At 45.1% G+C, this 16790-nt stretch carries 14 protein-coding genes; 6 read left to right on the top strand and 8 right to left on the bottom strand.

The features are described from left to right. The 7 genes from QUB66_RS04115 to QUB66_RS04145 all read right to left on the bottom strand — a co-directional run. A partial coding sequence (locus QUB66_RS04115; RefSeq protein ID WP_332971204.1) for a tetratricopeptide repeat protein occupies positions 1–1941 on the bottom strand: 1941 nt, incomplete at its 3' end. Positions 1942–2286: 345 nt separating this feature from the next. Continuing rightward, a complete protein-coding gene (locus QUB66_RS04120) occupies positions 2287–2646 on the bottom strand; it encodes a hypothetical protein (RefSeq protein ID WP_332966455.1) in 360 nt (119 codons plus the stop codon). A 49-nt stretch (positions 2647–2695) separates the two neighbouring features. Further along, positions 2696–3124 carry a type II toxin-antitoxin system VapC family toxin gene (locus tag QUB66_RS04125; RefSeq protein WP_332966458.1) on the bottom strand — a complete coding sequence of 143 codons (429 nt, stop codon included), beginning with the start codon at positions 3122–3124 and terminating at the stop codon, positions 2696–2698. Further along, positions 3121–3390, bottom strand: a complete 270-nt coding sequence (locus QUB66_RS04130; RefSeq protein WP_332966460.1) for a hypothetical protein — start codon at positions 3388–3390, stop codon at positions 3121–3123. Before QUB66_RS04130 ends, QUB66_RS04125 begins: the two co-directional genes overlap by 4 nt. 221 nt (positions 3391–3611) lie before the next feature. Continuing rightward, complete coding sequence (locus tag QUB66_RS04135) at positions 3612–4010, bottom strand: hypothetical protein (RefSeq protein WP_332966461.1); 399 nt, start codon at positions 4008–4010, stop codon at positions 3612–3614. A gap of 310 nt (positions 4011–4320) precedes the next feature. Further along, positions 4321–4998: a DNA-binding response regulator gene (locus tag QUB66_RS04140; RefSeq protein WP_332966463.1), complete on the bottom strand. Its 678-nt coding sequence runs from the start codon at positions 4996–4998 to the stop codon at positions 4321–4323. Between the two features lie 339 nt (positions 4999–5337). Further along, positions 5338–5730: a hypothetical protein gene (locus QUB66_RS04145; protein WP_442923276.1), complete on the bottom strand. Its 393-nt coding sequence runs from the start codon at positions 5728–5730 to the stop codon at positions 5338–5340. Between the two features lie 91 nt (positions 5731–5821). On the opposite strand from QUB66_RS04145, the gene QUB66_RS04150 reads away from it, so the two are divergent. The 6 genes from QUB66_RS04150 to QUB66_RS04175 all read left to right on the top strand — a co-directional run bounded on the left by QUB66_RS04150 (position 5822) and on the right by QUB66_RS04175 (position 15328). After that, positions 5822–6034 carry a helix-turn-helix domain-containing protein gene (locus QUB66_RS04150; protein ID WP_332966464.1) on the top strand — a complete coding sequence of 71 codons (213 nt, stop codon included), beginning with the start codon at positions 5822–5824 and terminating at the stop codon, positions 6032–6034. 143 nt (positions 6035–6177) lie between these two features. After that, a complete protein-coding gene (locus QUB66_RS04155; protein WP_332966466.1) occupies positions 6178–6318 on the top strand; it encodes an EF-hand domain-containing protein in 141 nt (46 codons plus the stop codon). A 76-nt stretch (positions 6319–6394) separates the two neighbouring features. Further along, positions 6395–8788, top strand: coding sequence for an EF-hand domain-containing protein (locus QUB66_RS04160; protein ID WP_332971205.1), 2394 nt, complete (start codon positions 6395–6397; stop codon positions 8786–8788). 706 nt (positions 8789–9494) lie between these two features. After that, positions 9495–10715 carry a DUF924 family protein gene (locus QUB66_RS04165; RefSeq protein WP_332966470.1) on the top strand — a complete coding sequence of 407 codons (1221 nt, stop codon included), beginning with the start codon at positions 9495–9497 and terminating at the stop codon, positions 10713–10715. A 597-nt stretch (positions 10716–11312) separates the two neighbouring features. Beyond that, complete coding sequence (locus QUB66_RS04170; RefSeq protein ID WP_332966471.1) at positions 11313–14099, top strand: phospholipase effector Tle1 domain-containing protein; 2787 nt, start codon at positions 11313–11315, stop codon at positions 14097–14099. Between the two features lie 23 nt (positions 14100–14122). Further along, complete coding sequence (locus QUB66_RS04175; protein ID WP_332966472.1) at positions 14123–15328, top strand: catalase; 1206 nt, start codon at positions 14123–14125, stop codon at positions 15326–15328. Between the two features lie 165 nt (positions 15329–15493). Here QUB66_RS04175 and QUB66_RS04180 read toward each other — a convergent pair whose 3' ends face one another. Then, positions 15494–16765, bottom strand: a complete 1272-nt coding sequence (locus QUB66_RS04180; RefSeq protein ID WP_332966474.1) for an FAD-dependent hydroxylase — start codon at positions 16763–16765, stop codon at positions 15494–15496. Positions 16766–16790: the final 25 nt, after the last annotated feature.

Consider the following 16790-nt stretch of genomic DNA (forward strand, 5'->3'; position numbering starts at 1 on the left):
CTTATAAACAGTTAAAGCAGCTTGATAAAACTCGATCGCCTTTTCTAAATTATCCGCCCGCGAACCGTTGATTCTGTTACTGTAGGCAATAGCTAGGTTATTTTGAGTCCCTGCCCAATCTTCGGGGAAATCCTCAAGGGTACGAACAGTTAAAGCAGCCTCATAAAAGCCGATCGCCTTTTCTAAATTATCCGCCCGCAAACCGTTGATTCTGTTACTGTAGGCAATAGCTAGGTTATTTTGAGTCGTTGCCCATTTTTCGGGGAAATCCTCAAGCGTAAGAACAGTTAAAGCAGCTTGAAAAAACTCGATCGCCTTTTCTAAATTATCCGCCCGCGAACCGTTGATTCTGTCACTGTAGGCAGCAGCTAGGTTATTTTGAGTCGTTGCCCATTTTTCGGGGAAATCCTCAAGCTTATAAACAGTTAAAGCAGCTTGATAAAACTCGATCGCCTTTTCCAGATTATCCGCCCGCGAACCTTTGATTCTGTCACGGTAGGCAATAGCTAGATTATTTTGAGTATTTGCCGATTGTTGGGGGAAATCCTCAAAATAAACTGTTAAAGCAGCCTTAAAAAAGCTGATCGCCAGTTCCAGATTATCCGCCCGCGAACCGTTGGTTCTTTCTTTGTAAGCAATAGCTAGGTTATTTTGAGCCATTGCCCATTTTTTGGGGAAATCTTCAAAAGTATAAACTGTTAAAGCAGCCTGACAAAAACCGATTGCCAGTTCCAGATTATCTGCCTCCGAACCGTTGATTCTGTCAGTGTAGGCAACAGCTAGAGTATTTTGAGTATTTGCCCATTCTTTGGGGAAACCCTCAAAAGTAAAAACTCTTAAAGCAGCTTGACAAAATCCGATTGCCTGTTCCATATTTTTTGCCCGCAAACCGCTAATTCTGTCTTTGTACGCATTAGCTAGGTTATTTTGAGTCATTGCCCATTTTTTGGGGAAATCATCAAAGGTATAAACTGTTAAAGCAGCCTGATAAAACTCGATCGCCAGTTCCACATTTTCGGCCCGCGAACCTTTGATTTTGTCAGTGTAAGCAGCAGCTAGGCTATTTTGAGTATTGGCCCATGTTTCACGGAAATCATCAAAAGTATAAACTGTTAGAGCAGCCTGATAACAGCTGATCGCCAGTTCCACATTTTCGGCCCGCGAACCATTGATTCTGTTAGTGTAAGCAGCAGCTAGGCAATTTTGAGTATTTGCCCAATTTTTAGGGAAATCCTCTAGGGTATAGACTGTTAAAGCTGCGTCATAAAACTCGATCGCCCGTTCCAAATTATCCGCTCGCGAACCTTTGATTCTGTTACTGTAGTCATTAGCTAGGTTATATTGAGTTTGAGCAAACTTTTGGCTTCCCGGTTCCCGATTACTTAAAACTATTTGATAACCAGTAATTGCAATTTCAAGATTATTTTCTCTATTGCCATAGGGATATTCACTAATATGAATACTCAAGTTTTCAATAAGGGCGACAATCAATTCAATTGTTTTTGGGTTTTCCGTAATTAATCTCTGGGATACTTGCTGTAAACTCTGGGCAAAACGACTATCGAGGAGATGTTGCCGTCCTTCGAGCATGGGGTATGTTACTTTAGTATAGCTAATATCGCCATTGCTAGCTTCTGCTTGCAATAATTCTAGGATAAATTTTGCATACTCTTGGGGATTTTCTCCTTCAGAGCGATCGCTATCTCCGTCATCGTTCGTATCCATGAATTGCGCTAGGTGACTGACCAGATTTCGGAGGAAGTTAGCTGCATTTTTGCCTCCTTGCTGTGTCAAGTTTTCTGCTACTAACTCGCAAGCTTCCAGAAATCCGCGATCTAATAATTCGGAGTTATCCTGTAATATCTGCGGTTCGTCTCCGTTGGGGCAATTCAGCAGGGTGTGAATTAGTTGCAGATAAGCTTGGGCGCGGGTTTCGTCCATTGTGGAGAGTTGTGAATAACACTGGAATTTATTTTATCATGATTTAGATGGGCTCGGTGGCCAGAAACCGGGTTTTTTTGAGATTCTTCGTTACTGTCGGTAAAAATCGTAAAAACCCGGTTTCTTATACCATTTTTCTAAAATCGTGCAACACTCTTCGACCCCCCCTAGCCCCCCCTTGTAAAGGGGGGGAACAAGAATACGCATTCTTTTTTAAAATTGGTATTAGATGGTGCGCGGGTGGCCAGAAACCGGGTTTTTTTGAGATTCTGCGTTATTGTCGGTAAAAATCGTAAAAACCCGGTTTCTTAGATCGTGCGCGGGTAGCCAGAACTTGACAAGTCACTATCCAGTTGTTACATTACCGACTTTTTCCTTAACTTGCTCTACTTCTGAATGGCTATCTCGCTGCAAAAACTCATCAAGTAACTCATAAAAACGATAAAAAGCTCGTTCTTGATTGTTAGTATAAAACTCGATTATTCTTGCCCACGAACCTGATGTTGATACTTCATATCGCTTTTGCAACCAGGGTTGAAAATCCCCATAAAATTCCATTTCTTTTTGTGTTGGTTCAAATCCCAACTCCCGTCTCGCCGTTCTATAACCGACTATAAACATAAAAAGATCGCTTGCAGAAGCGCGTCCGATATACATTCCTGGTTTTTTATGAATTTTACTCAATATCTCAAAAAGTCCGCTCATCTAAATACTCTCCATAGATAGATAGATAGATAGATAGATACAAATAACTTCAATCTTCAGGTCTAAACACTCGTTCAAAACCCTGATTTCGATAACGTCGATAAACATCAAAATCACTATCCAAAGTAGCAATTGCCGGAATATTCAGCCGTTCAGAAATAGCAATTAGAGACAAATCAGCAAAATCTCCCGGCAAATCTGCATACCGTTCATTCAGTTCAGCAATCCGCGAAAAATCTTCAGGAAGCAATGGGATACATTCATAAAGTTCCGTCGCAAAATCGCGAAGAAATTCATTTTGTGTACGCCAATCTTGACTAAGTAGCCACATAACCTCAGTGGCACAACTAGCAGTAGTTACCAGATTACTTGTACATCTTTCAAAGAAGACTCGCACCTGTTGATGATAGCTATCTTTTACACTGTAGTAAGCTACTAGAACTCCGCTATCTACAATAATTATGGGATAATAAGTCATTGGGGATGATATTCAGGATGTTTTTTCTCCAAATAAGCTGCGATCGCTTTTTTCCGATTTGCCCTTTCTGACAATCCGGGCGGCGCATCTTCTAACAGATGTTCGGGATGTCCCCCACGCCTTTCTACAATAGTTTGACGCGGTTGTAAACTCAGCCAGCGATCTTTAACTAAGCTTTTAATTAATTCATCGCTTGTAGTTTTCTCCATTCCTAGAATTTCTACTAAATAAGCTTCCGTTTCCTTGTCCAACTCTATACTCAGCATGACAATCTCCGAATTAATTACCCTAAATTATACATTCTCCCAAGCCCTGTTGCTGATATTCTTGTATCCATTGACGATACTTTGGAGTCAGTCTGTTATCAACCCACCACACCCAAATACGTTGTCGCGCTAAAGCGCCAGCTTTTATTATGTTTCATACTTCTTGTAAAATGCGACTATTCAAACGCTCATATTCATCCTCTAAGAGCCACATTTTAGCATCACAGGATCGCTTCATCATCCTCATCCAAGTCTAAATTCTCTGGAACTAATCCATCGAAGCTATTGCGGGTAGGAAGCTCAGGCAAATCTCCCAGCATAGCAACTGCTTCAGCAAGTAGATTAAGATTCTCTGGATCGGGGTGTTTTTGTGCCGCACGCACAGCCAAGATGACGACACGCAATCCTCCCCTTAGCCGATCGACATCACGGGCTAGTCCATACATTGCTTGAAAGTCACGTTCCTCAATAATGCGGTACTGTCCTGTTTTTGTCTGGAGGGTAGCAATGACACCATTGGCGATCGAACTGAGTGCTTCTGCGCCCTGCAAACGAAACTTCTCAAACGATGTCCAATTTGCACCGCTTCGCAACCTAAATTTTTTATTTGTAATCTGCATAGTTTCACCTCTTTACTATATCCTAACGTAAACCCAACGAAAAAACAACGGCTCTTGATTTAGATGGGCTCGGTGGCCAGAAACCGGGTTTTTTTGAGAGACTTCGTTACTGTCGGTAAAAATCGTAAAAACCCGGTTTCTTAGATGGTGCGCGGGTGGCCAGAAACCGGGTTTTTTTGAGATTCTGCGTTATTGTTGGTAAAAATCGTAAAAACCCTGACGGAATCGAAATATTTCGATCGCGCGCGGACACTAGGAATATAACCGCTGATTTTATACCTCTTAGGGATTAACTGAACCGTATCAATTTCTACCCAATCCCGTGCAAGAAATCGAAATTACCGTTTCCCGCAGACTTTTTGAGCGCATTGATAATTTTCGTTGTATTATCGTAAGGCCCTTCAATATAACAAGGTTTTCCATTACGACCGAATTTCAAGCCAATTTCGCTGGTTGATTCTCCTAAATGAGCCTTCGACTCCTCGAAATCGCGATGCGGTTCAAAGCCTAATTTTCGGGCATAGGCGATCGCACCCCAAACCAGGGCTTGTGCTTGCTCTAAACTAATCTCCTCGTATTGTCCCCCAAACGGCGAGTAACAATGCTCAATGAAAGTTTTATATTGGCTATCGTTGCAGTTACGTGGCGGCATGGTATCCTTAACTCCCAAACACCAGTAGTCGATCAAATAAGAGGTTGCAACAAAACGATTGTATCCCTTGGAACGGGTAACCATCACTAAACCCAAACCGCTCGCTTCAGAGGTTTCATTCCCTAACAATACCTTCGCAAAATTTACATCCACGAGACATTGAGCAACGGGCAATAACTCTCCTTTTTCGGCGCTAGCGAGGGCTGTTTGTTCTGCCTGAGATATCAGAAAGGTACTGACTTCGGATGCTTTCAATCCTAACTTTCGGGCAATTTGTTTGGGCGTTAATTGGCGATCGCGCAGGTTGAGAATCTCTTGTTCTTGTTCGGGTTGCATGGTTTTTTTACTGCTGTCAGGGCAGGGTTCGATCTGAGTGGATCATTGTACCGCGTTTTTGCGACCAACTTCGCAACATTGCAAAGATTGAGGAAAAAACCCGGTTTATTTGATGGTGCGAGTGGCGAGAAACCTCGGTTAGCACGATAGTCCGCCAGGGGTTTCAACCCCTGTCTCATAGCAAAAGTCCTCTTAAAGAGGACTAAAGAGTTTTTCATTTTTATCTTGGATTTTCAGTCGGTTTCAACCGACTTTCGCTATTAGCCAGGGGTTGAAACCCCTGGCGGTTGTGGCAACACCACTAGAAGACAAGCAACATAGGAAAAAACCGGGTTTCTTCTAATTTTGCGCTAATTCCGGCGGCCGCCCCATCAAGCCTGTCATCAAGCGCAAGGCTAAAAACCTAACTGGGGAAATTTTCCGCAAACACCACAATCCGAAGCGGCGAAATGCTACAATTGGCAGCCAAGTATTAGAAAATAATCTATCTAGAAAATCGGTAAATCCTAACACGATTAAATTTTCTTTTTTGCGCCAGTTGTGATACCGTTTTAAGACTCGCAAATCGCCGATGTCTTCGCCTTTTTGGTGGGCTTGCTGCAAGATTTGGGCGATCGCCCTTTTATCAAATCTCAGGGCGATCGTCTTTGTTACTAAAAATATTAAACGATAGATAAGCTGTTGTGCATTTAAATTGTATATTTTGATGACAATCAAAAATCCGATCCCCATCGGACCCTCTCCCTTTCTCCCCCTCTCCCCCTCAATCGCCATACACAATCTATATGAGTAACAGCTTACTTATCGTTTGTCAATAGGCAGAATGGGATTAGTTAGGTTCCGAATTCGAGAATTGGCTGATCAAAAAGGATTGACGCTCAAGGATGTGGCCGATCGCCCGGACGTTCCGTACAGCACAGTCAGGCACTATGCTCGTTCTGAAGGGCTGGCCGCGGTTGACATCACATCGATTCAAAAAATAGCTCGCACCCTTGATGTTTTGATTGAAGAGTTAATGAATGTTGTCAAAGAGTAATTTGGTGTTTGATAGGGCAGCAGTATTTTGAGGCTACTAATCAGAAAGCAATCCGTCAATATGCAGAAATTATCGCCATGACGCATGATGTGGATCGAATTGCTACTTATCTAGAGGTTTCAGAACCCGCTTTATAGAAATCTATGGATCGCGATCGAAGTGGAACGATCGATTTTGCAGAATTTGGCGAATTAATCCTTCATTGTGGCCTCCTGTCGGGATACACTGAGTTGGTCAGTTATGTTCTACCGATCGATGTTGACGATCGGCATTTCCGGCAATGAATACGGCAATCTCTGGTTTAGGAGAACCGCCTCGATCCAATAGTGACCCAATTAAAACATTAGGGAGGATTGATTCATGGTACCTGTGGGCCTTGAAAACAAAGTTGTGACTGAAGAAGAGGTGGCGAAGCTCTGGGAAGCTTTCAAAGTATTTGATGAAGATGGTAGCGGCGCCATTTCAACTGAGGAACTGGGGCAAGTGATGCGATCGCTCGGCCAGAGTCCTAGCGACATCGAACTCCGTGATATGGTCAAGGAGGTGGACATTGACTTGTCGGGTAGTATCGATTTTGAGGAATTTAAAACGCTAATTTTGTCCCAGCAGGGCGATCGCAAAAGCCGTCTCAAGCTGGCATTCAGTGTGTTTGACGAAGACGGCAGCGGTCAAATTACAACAAACGAGCTGCACAGCGTCATGAGTCAGTTTGGGCTGACTAATGAGGAACTGAAAAAAATGATCGAAGAAGTCGATGGTGATGGCGATGCCTCAATTGACTTTGAAGAGTTCATGAAACTCGTCCCCCATGAATCAGAAATAAGTAGTTCTCAAGATTCGCCAATTACCCTAACGAATCCTACTTCAAGCGATGCAGCCACCCTCACCGAAGAAGAAATACTGGCTGCCACTAACACAACCACTTTAACAACCGCCGAATCTCCAGTACAGGAAGCACTAAGCGACGATCCGGAGGTAGCGCGACTCAAAGAACTGCTCGCGCAACATCCACAGGAGGAAAAAGAGCGCGTTACCTCGCGCCTGCAAATGCAAATCGGTATGTTCCGTCTGATTCAAGGATCTGCCTACCGCTGCTTCCGCGAGAGTTTCTCCGCCAACCACGAAACTCACCTGCGCGTGAGAAACCTACCCTATAGAATCACCGACTTTGTGCAGTTTGTGAAGCAAGCGATCGCGCTTTACAAAGGCTTAGATATCGTAGAAAAAGCTTGCCATCCCCTGCTAAATGCAGTCGTTGAATCGATCGATTCTGAGTACGATCGACTGCAAAACCGCATCAAAAACTGGAACACCATCGAAAAAACACCAGAGATGCGGGCTGAAGATAAAGCGATGCTGGAGGCCAGTCGCAATTCAATCTCAGTCAAAGAGAAGTTTGCCGCAGGTGTCGAGTTCGCCATCACCATGAAGAAAAAGCAGTTCAGCTTTCGTGACATCGCTGAAGGCGTGCTGGCAATCAACGAACTCAACCGCTTGAGGCAGATGGAACTGAATGCAGAGCTTGCCCCACCTCCCCCCAAATCTGAAGGCGATCCCAAAGATTATTTGAAGCAGTGGAACCGCGTGATCATTTCCGATGCCTCAGAAGCAATCAAAGGTGCGATGATGCCAGTCGCATATTGGTATGAGGATTTTATGCCGAAGCTGCTAGCGGCATTCAGTGTCAGTACGGCGGCTGACATCCAAAGCAACACCGTACCTGACGAAGCGGCATTAGCTCAATGGTACGAAAACACCAAATCCGTTGGAGGATTTGGCCACTATGGGGCGGATGTGGCAGAAAACTTTCCTAAATGCAGCCCAAAACAAAAGCTGGCTATCATGCAGGCATGGCGTTTAACCCACCACTATCTGAATGGGGTGCAGAAACGGCGCGAACGCCAAGAGTTTGGGCGCGAGTCTGGGGCGCTTTCCCAGTATGTGTCATTCATTGATGTGTATTTGGGTCGAAGTGACATCAAAGACGCCCAGATGCGCGTCAGTTTCCCCTACTATATCGGCCCTGGGGTATGGCGCTTCTTCCACACTGCGGCGGAAATTGTCTGTACCAAGCCCCTAAAGCAGCAAAAAGCCTTAGTAGCAGTCTTCAAGGACTTCTTTAAGCTGTTTGCTACCATGTATCCCTGCCCTTACTGCCGCCACCACCTCAATATGTACGTTGTGCAGAACAAAGAGGTTGATATGTACCCGGTGGAGTATCTTTTGCTGGGGCGCGATCGCCAGCTTAATAACTTTGAGGTATCGATGGATGCAAAGCTGTCTACAGTTGTCGATGGTTCTGCCCTGCGTTTATTCTTCTGGAAACTACACAACACTGTCTCGTCATCGATCGCTCGATCGGAAGAATGGTATCACAAGGATGAGAAAGCGTTCTACACGACCCGCTACTGGCCTAGTCTGGACTCGGAACTTGCGCGCAGCAAAGCGCTCAAACACCTCAGCATCTCGATCGATCGCTTATCCCGCCTCTACGGGCTTCTCAAGCCAGCATCGCGTTTAGCAGGTGTCAGAGCAACGCTGCAAAAGCTGTTGGAGAAGGGCGACGAGCAAGGTATGAGAGAAGCTTGCACCCTAGCCCAAGATTACATCAAGGATTTGGAGGAAGCTGCGATCGCCGGACAATTCCTTCAGGAGACATACCGTTTTGACCCTGAGATTGCAGATAAAGTGCCCCACTTCACGCCTGAAGAGGAAGAGTTTGCCCGTAGCGGTGTGTTCGTAGAAGTCGCATAACTGTAGCGACCTGCCATACTAATCGCGATCGTCTGCAATCAAGACATTTTATAACCAGGATTATTTGCAACTCTAATTGTGCTTCAGCCAAGATTTATTGCAAATAATCCTGGATTAAATGCAACCAACTTGCATTCATCCCTTTTGACCCGGATTATTTGCAACTAGAAGAGTCAAGTAAACGAATGCTTTCTTGACTTTTCCGAAAACCTCTGTAAGCGATTCAGAATCTTCTATTTTCGTGTCAAGAAAGTCGTCAAAATTTTAAATGCAACCTCGCCTTGCATCACCACGAGTTTCTTGACCTGTGACAGGAACTATTACCTTGTTTCCTTTTCCCATCAGTGCTTTCAGCTTATTTGCAACTAATCCTGGTTGAGATGGATGATTGCGCTCAGTTGCGGCGTTGCGGAATATGGGTATGATTTCTCAAAATTTAGAGCGAGACTTCAACCTTTGAGCGGATTATGTTAAACTTGCATTCAGTAATGCCCAATTAATCCTGCGAAAAGGGTCGTGGTGCACAAGTAAGGATTGTTGCATTCTCGATCTTTATACAGCAAGGGTTATATCAAATTTTATCATTGCTTTTGCAGGACTATCGGCACCCTGAATCACTAAATCAAATCAATGCTTTCTTAGCTATTACAGCAAAAAAGGAGAACCTAAAATGAATCAAGATATACAGCAACAAATCATCCACTATATGTTCCTTCGGGATGCCACAGGCAAGCTCGATCCTATGGCGTGTCTGCAACTATGGTTTGGCAAAAGTCATGACACGGATAACGAAATTCGCAATCGGTATGGAGAACTGGTAAAGCAGGCGATCGCAGGTCAGTTAGACGATTGGATAGAAACCCCTCGCGGTTGTCTTGCCTTGATGATCCTGCTGGATCAATTTCCCCGCAATCTCTATCGCCACACTATCCATATGTACGACGGGGATAAAAAAGCAATGGAGCTTGTCGAGCGGGGACACGACTGGCAAGCGGAACTAACTCCAGAGGAGTGCCTGTTTATGCCTTGTCTAATTCTGACTCACCAGGAAAATCTCGACGCTCAGAAACATTGTGTAGTCTACTACGAGAAAATAGAGCCACATTTGCAGTCAGAATTCCACATCTTTCGCACTATCTTTGAAGAGCATCTGAAAATCATCAACATTTGCGGCGTCTTTCCCCATCGAGACCACTACTACGGACGAGAAACCTCCCCAGCCGGACGGCTGCTGATGGAAGATTCAACGCTGCGCTTTGATTTACCCCTCGTTGCCGAAAACGGCAGCGTGCGGTTTGGTACCGATTCAAACCGACTTTGGCAAGCGACGGCCCATGCCTATGATGTCCTCGATCGCCTGGATTCCATCGCTACTCAGCGCCAACTCACCCGTGAAGGTGCAGACACACCCATCAATATTGACTGGATGAGCGACGAGCAGATTGCTTTTTGCAAAGACACCTTCAGGAAATTTGATAAAGATGGTAGCAATTCCCTGTCTGCGGTAGAACTGGGCTCTGTATTGAAAGCCGTGGGTCGCCCGTATTCGCCCCAACGAGTTCAGGAAGCGATAGAGATCATCACAGGTCGCCCCAATAGCAACAGCATCAGCTTTGAAGAGTTTGCTACCTTGCTGGAGTCGGATCTGATGGACGATCAAGATAAACGGCTTTTAGAACGCTTTAAAGTGTTCGATCTCGATAGTTCTGGTTACATCAGTTTGGAGGAGTTGAGCATTTGCATCCGCAGCCTTGATGCATTGGTCACGAATGCCGAGGTTGAGGAAATGTTGAAGCGAGCTGATACCAGTGCTGATGGACAAGTTAGCTATGAAGAGTTCTACGAACTTTTTCAGACCTTCCAATCTCAAAAGGCTGTACGACCGCAACTTGACGTGGATGACAATGAAACCGTGGATTCTCCCTAATTGCCAATGAAAATTTTCTGGTTCTGTGCTTGTTTGTCATTACGTCACTCACATTGAATAAACAAAGGCGTATTCAAACAATTTGTGTTTTCTGTGGAGCCAAACCGGGTGTCAATCCTAATCGAGGTTGATGTTTACTTGAAATCCTCCCGTGTGATCGGCTTGCGCGATCCCAGGGTAGGACAGCCGTTGACCTGGAATCGGTTCATACTTACTATGCAGGACTACCATTGCAGGCTCAGTTGCAGTTAATCCTGGGAAAAAGAATGCGACGATCGAAGGATTGACCGTTTACGATCGCAGTGTAATACCATTTTAGATCGCAGTGTAATACCATTTTAGATTTTGGATTTTCGATGGGAGATAGGGAATGATCTATCACATAAGGGTTTGCAGCTTTCCTACAGTTGCATGGTTTTTTTGAACTGGTATAAATAGGGATTTAGACTATTGCGGTCAGCCCGTCATCTTTCAGGTTTTAAAGTTTTTCTTAAAACAGTTAATTACTTGGTAAAATAAATAGGCTGACGCAGCTACTCAACTTGTAAGATGCGTGGCAATGTACGCTACGCCGAGTTAAAGCTTTTGAGGTGGAACATGAAACGTCTGGTTATTTGCTGTGATGGAACTTGGCAACAGCTATCGAGTCCTTACCCAAGCAATATAGTTAAGCTGGCTCAATCTGTGAAACCGATCGCAAGTGATGGAGTTCCACAGGTAGTGTTTTATGACGAGGGCATTGGCACCGAGAGTCAAAAGATTTTAGGCGGAGCCACGGGACTCGGAATCGATCGCAACATTGAGGATGCCTATCGGTTCCTCAGTCTCAACTATGTAGATGGTGACGAAATTTATCTATTCGGGTTCAGTCGCGGTGCTTACACCGTCAGAAGTCTAGCGGGAATGATTTATTGCGCCGGTCTTCTATCGCGTCCTCACGTGACTAAAACCCACGAAGCTTACGAGCTTTACCGTCATCGAGAGGTTAAACCGCGAGATAAAATGGCTGCCGATTACCGCGACACCTATGGCGATCGCGTCCCGATTACCTTGATTGGTTGTTTCGATACCGTCGGTTCCCTGGGGATTCCTGGTTTACCTGCCTTCAAGCAGGTTCACGAACAACTCAACAAGCGCTACAGATTTCACGACACAACTTTAAATAAAGGGATTCAGAATGCGTTGCACGCCGTGGCGATCGACGAAATCCGCGAAGCTTTCGACGTAACTCCCATGAAAAAGCATCCTGATACTGAGAACCAGCGGGTAATTCAAGTTTGGTTTCCCGGCGGACATAGCTGCGTAGGCGGTGGAACGAAAGAATACAGTGGGTTATCAGATGCCGCCTTGCAGTGGATGTTGGATTCAACCCGTAACCTTGGACTGGGGCTAGAATTCGATCCTAGCGTCATTCCAACAGGTATCAATCCTAATTATGAGTGTGATTTTAATAACAATCCAGGGGTTTTTAAATTAGCAGGCATCAAGTTGCGTGAAGTGAGCGATGCAATTGAAGAACTGCATGAAAGCACGATTTTGCGGTTGCAAACCCGCCAGGATTACCGCCCCAAAAATCTACAACGACATCTCCCAAAACTTGATTCCATCCAGCAGGCTGAAAAGACTGCATCACAATCTGAAAAATTAGCAACATCACCACCTAGAACCGAGCAATACCGAGAACCTCAAAAATTAGCAGCATCACCTCCTAAAACCGGAAAATACAGAGAAAGAAAAACCATCATGGCAACCAAAAGAGATACTTCACGGGACGGATTTAAAAACAAACTGGAGACGGCAGCTTTAACTGGTTTAAAGCCAATTTGGAGCTTTATTCAAAACAATTCAGGTCTTGCAAAAAAAGTCAATAAAACGCTGATTAACAATGCCATCAATAAAATTCCGGTTCGTCCCTATCAGTTTAGCACGATGTCTCCCTACACATCTTGGGATTCATTGATCGATCGCTCCTACTCTGGGCTCCAGTTGCCGCCTTTAGATTGGAAACCCTTGACTAATGAAAATTACGTCGGCATTAATTTAGCGCCTACCGAAGAGTTTGAGAAAAATCTGCCGCCGATTAAGGATTTGGAAATTTTGTATCGCAAAGACGGGGAGACACAATACTCGCCCAAATCTTCACTGATGTTTCCCTATTTTGTGCAGTGGTTCACCGACAGCTTTCTGCGTACAGCCCGCGAGGATCACCGTAAAAATACTTCCAACCACCATATCGATTTGTGTAATGTCTATGGGTTGAACCCAAAGATTACACAGATGCTGCGATCGCACAAAGGCGGCAAGATGAAAAGCCAATTTATTAATGGCGAAGAATATCCTCCGTTTTACTACGATGAGGATGGACGAGCCAAAGAAGAATTCGCCGAATTACCTCATCTTTACACCGAAAATTCCATCCCAAAATCCGAGACATTCTCTCACGAAAAAAAACAAAGTTTATTCGCGATGGGGATTGAATTAGAACGGGCAAACGTGCAAATTGGCTATGTCATGCTGAACGTTCTTTGCTTGAGAGAACACAATCGCGTCTGCGACATCTTAGCAGAAAACTATCCAGCATGGGATGATGAACGTCTGTTCCAAACTGCCAGAAACATTGTAGTGGTTGAATTTCTCAGGATTGTGTTAGAAGATTACATCAACCACATTACTCCCTATCACTTCCAATTCTTTACCGATCCGCAGGCCTTCACTAATGAAAAATGGTATCGCCATAATTGGATGTCGGTAGAATTTAGTTTGGTATACCGCTGGCACAGTATGCTGCCTGATACTCTCATTCACAACGATCAGACAGTTCCCATGCCTGCCTCCATGTGGAACAACAACATGATTATCAGCAAGGGGTTAGGAGGCATCTTTGAAGAAAGTTGTTCCCAACCCGCCGCGCAACTGAGTTTATTCAATACGCCTGAATTTCTGTTACCAACCGAGTTAGCTAGTATTCGCATGGCTCGTCAATCAAAACTGAGAAGCTACAACGATTATCGCGAGTTGTGCAAGTATCCGCGCGTCACCGATTTCGATCAGATTAGTGGCAATAAAAGAGTTCAACGAGAACTGAAAAATTTGTACGGACACGTAGACAATCTTGAGCTTTATGTCGGACTCTATGCCGAAGATTTGCGTCCCAACTCAGCCCTACCTCCTTTAGTGGGACGATTAATCGGAATTGATGCGTTTTCTCAAGCATTCACCAATCCTTTATTAGCAGAAAATATCTTCAATCCAGAAACTTTTTCGCCGGTGGGCTGGGAAATTATTCACAATACCAAAACGCTTTCTGAGGTAGTACACCGCAACATTCCTCAAGGTCAAAATTATCGAATTTCGTTTTACCGCTACAATTGGAAACCCGTTTAATCAGCAAACGCATCAAGGCAAATATGAGCAATAAGTTGTTTACAGAATATCCCGAACAGAATGAACGCGAATATTGCGATCGCCTAGTCGAGCAAACCAATATCCGCATGGATAATCTTTATAAGGACAAGGAACGGGCGCTGCGAGATACCCACACCAAAAGCCACGCTGCTGTTAAAGGAACTCTCGAAATCTTTGACTTTGATGAGGAAGCGATTAAACGCGAGTTGAACAAACGCGCCTCGTTGACTTCTTCGCAACTCAATGCTATTTCCCTGAAGCAAGGCTTGCTCTCTTTGCCCAAGCAATATCCTGTTTGGCTGCGATTTGCCAACGGGGCTTTCCAACCTAAAAATGATTGCGAACCCGACACCCGCTCAATGGCAGTGAAAGTGATGGGAGTTGAAGGGGAACGACTGCTGCAAAGCTATGAGTCGAAAACCCAGGATCTGATTGTTCATAATTCAGCGTTTTTCTTTGTTGAAAACATCAAAGATTACTACGGCTTTTTTTCTGCCGTCGTTGAGTCGAAGGAGGCAACAAAGAAGTGGTTGTATCAACATCCGAGGCAATTCTTAGCACTCCTCAAGGGTACGAGTTCGACTCCAAAAAGTTTACTAACAGAACGATATTGGAGCAGTTCAGCCTCTGCTTTGGGTCTCAAACCCGATTTTGATGCTTCCAAAACGAGTCTAGTTCCTGTCGAATATCCGGCTGTGATTAAATATGCGTTTACTCCAGTTTCAGGCGAACCGCCGCACAACAAGATTGCATCCCAGTCTCGACCTGGGATTCCTAAACTTCCTTTTAGCGATCGCGCCAAAGCTTTAGGTTTAGATCCCAATAAACTCGACAATTACTACCGGGATGACATCATTCAAGCCCTTTTCCAACCTGATGCTCAATATTGTTGGGACTTTGGCATTCAATTCCAAACTAACTCCAAGATGTCGATCGACGATACCACGATTCTCTGGAAGGAAAGCGAATCTCCGTTCTTCACAGTAGGTCGTCTCACCGTCAAGCATCAAATCATTAATTTTGAGAAACAATACGATTTCTGTGAAAACCTGCGATTTTCTCCTTGGAACGGTCTAGCAGTCCATCGTCCGGTTGGTGCAATAAATCGGCTGCGTGGCATTGTTTACCCCGTTGTCGCCTCCTATCGCTATCAGAAGCTAGGTCTGAGCGACCCAATCCCAGAACCAACTGGAAACGAGACTTTTTGAAGAAGACTGGGCGGCATGGGGCATGGGGCATGGGGCATGGGGCATGGGGCATGGGGCATGGGGCATGGGGCATGGGGCATGGGGCATTGGGCAGACCTCACTTTTTTGAGAAGCGCTATAGACGCGCTGTAACAAATTTTGAGGGCTGAAGCCCTGACTGCGAACCTAGTTTTGCGCTAATTTTGGCGGGCGGCCCATTAAGCCGGTCATCAAGCGCAAGGCTAAAAATCGGACTGGGGGAATTGTTCGCAAACACCATAATCCGAAGCGGCGAAATGCGACAATTGGCAGCCATGTATTGGAAAATAATCTGTCTAGGAAATCGGTAAATCCTAACACAATTAAATTTTCTTTTTTGCGCCAGTTGTGATACCGTTTCAATACTCGCAAATCGCCGATGTCTTCGCCTTTTTGGTGGGCTTGCTGCAAGATTTGGGCGATCGCCCCAGCGTCACGAATACCCATATTTAAGCCCTGTCCGCCGACAGGATGGCAGCAGTGGGCAGCGTCGCCAATTAGCGCTAATCTGGGCAACACGTAGCGATCGCTCTGCATTAACTGCACCGGGAACAAAAAGCGATCGCTCTCCAACTTCAAGCGGCCCAAAATCCCGCCCGTGCGTTGTTCCAACAAAGTCAAAAACTCTGTTTCGTCCATTGACTGCAAATCTTTTGCCTCCGCGTGGGGTGCTGTCCAAACTACTTGACAACGGTTCCCCGGTAATGGTAAGACTCCCATCGGGCCGCTCGGCCAAAAGCGCTCAAAAGCAATATCATTGTGCGGTTTTTCTGCTTTAATGGTGATAGCAATGCAGGATTGCCAGTATTTCCAGCCGCGCGTGCTGATGTTGGCTTCGGTGCGGATGCGCGATCGCGAACCGTCGGCGGCAACTAATAATTTGGTGCGAATTGTCCGAGTTTCGCCGTCTTGTTTGATTAGAATTGCAGCCGAATTAGTTAAATATTTTACCTCGACTACTTCCGCAGGACAAACCCAATTAAAATTAGGGTTTTTTGCCAAAGATTCCTGCAAAGCTGATAGCATGACTCGGTGCTCGCCAACGTAACCTAAAGCTGTTTTTGGTACCGGCAATTTGCCAGTATTTCCCAAGTCTGGGCGGTGGAATTCGACGACACCGGGATAGTCGCCATCGCAGAGGCTAATTTGCTCGAAGGTGGTGATTTGTGGCAATATTTGCTCCCACACGCCGATACCTTCTAAAATCATTCCCGACAGTAGGGTAATTGCATAGGCTTGTTTTTTGGCTGCTGCTGCTGCGGGGAGTTGGGTTTCAATTATGGCGATTTTTAATCCTGAATCTTTGAGGGCGCAGGCTAAGGTGGCGCCGACTATGCCGCCTCCGACGATCGCGATATCATAGTCGAGTGTTGGTGTTTGGGTGGAGGCTGTGGTTGCAGAAAGTTGGTTTACAGGCATTTTCAAGGGGTTTTTTTAAGTTAAT

The organism is Microcoleus sp. A2-C3 (assembly GCF_036706065.1).
Lineage (GTDB): Bacteria > Cyanobacteriota > Cyanobacteriia > Cyanobacteriales > Microcoleaceae > Microcoleus.

Bases quoted from the DNA above. Each gene is read 5' to 3' on its own strand.
- QUB66_RS04120 (WP_332966455.1), bottom strand. From the start codon at position 2,646: ATGAGCGGACTTTTTGAGATATTGAGTAAAATTCATAAAAAACCAGGA.
- QUB66_RS04125 (WP_332966458.1), bottom strand. From the start codon at position 3,124: ATGACTTATTATCCCATAATTATTGTAGATAGCGGAGTTCTAGTAGCT.
- QUB66_RS04130 (WP_332966460.1), bottom strand. From the start codon at position 3,390: ATGCTGAGTATAGAGTTGGACAAGGAAACGGAAGCTTATTTAGTAGAA.
- QUB66_RS04135 (WP_332966461.1), bottom strand. From the start codon at position 4,010: ATGCAGATTACAAATAAAAAATTTAGGTTGCGAAGCGGTGCAAATTGG.
- QUB66_RS04140 (WP_332966463.1), bottom strand. From the start codon at position 4,998: ATGCAACCCGAACAAGAACAAGAGATTCTCAACCTGCGCGATCGCCAA.
- QUB66_RS04145 (WP_442923276.1), bottom strand. From the start codon at position 5,730: ATGGGGATCGGATTTTTGATTGTCATCAAAATATACAATTTAAATGCA.
- QUB66_RS04150 (WP_332966464.1), top strand. From the start codon at position 5,822: ATGGGATTAGTTAGGTTCCGAATTCGAGAATTGGCTGATCAAAAAGGA.
- QUB66_RS04155 (WP_332966466.1), top strand. From the start codon at position 6,178: ATGGATCGCGATCGAAGTGGAACGATCGATTTTGCAGAATTTGGCGAA.
- QUB66_RS04160 (WP_332971205.1), top strand. From the start codon at position 6,395: ATGGTACCTGTGGGCCTTGAAAACAAAGTTGTGACTGAAGAAGAGGTG.
- QUB66_RS04165 (WP_332966470.1), top strand. From the start codon at position 9,495: ATGTTCCTTCGGGATGCCACAGGCAAGCTCGATCCTATGGCGTGTCTG.
- QUB66_RS04170 (WP_332966471.1), top strand. From the start codon at position 11,313: ATGAAACGTCTGGTTATTTGCTGTGATGGAACTTGGCAACAGCTATCG.
- QUB66_RS04175 (WP_332966472.1), top strand. From the start codon at position 14,123: ATGAGCAATAAGTTGTTTACAGAATATCCCGAACAGAATGAACGCGAA.
- QUB66_RS04180 (WP_332966474.1), bottom strand. From the start codon at position 16,765: ATGCCTGTAAACCAACTTTCTGCAACCACAGCCTCCACCCAAACACCA.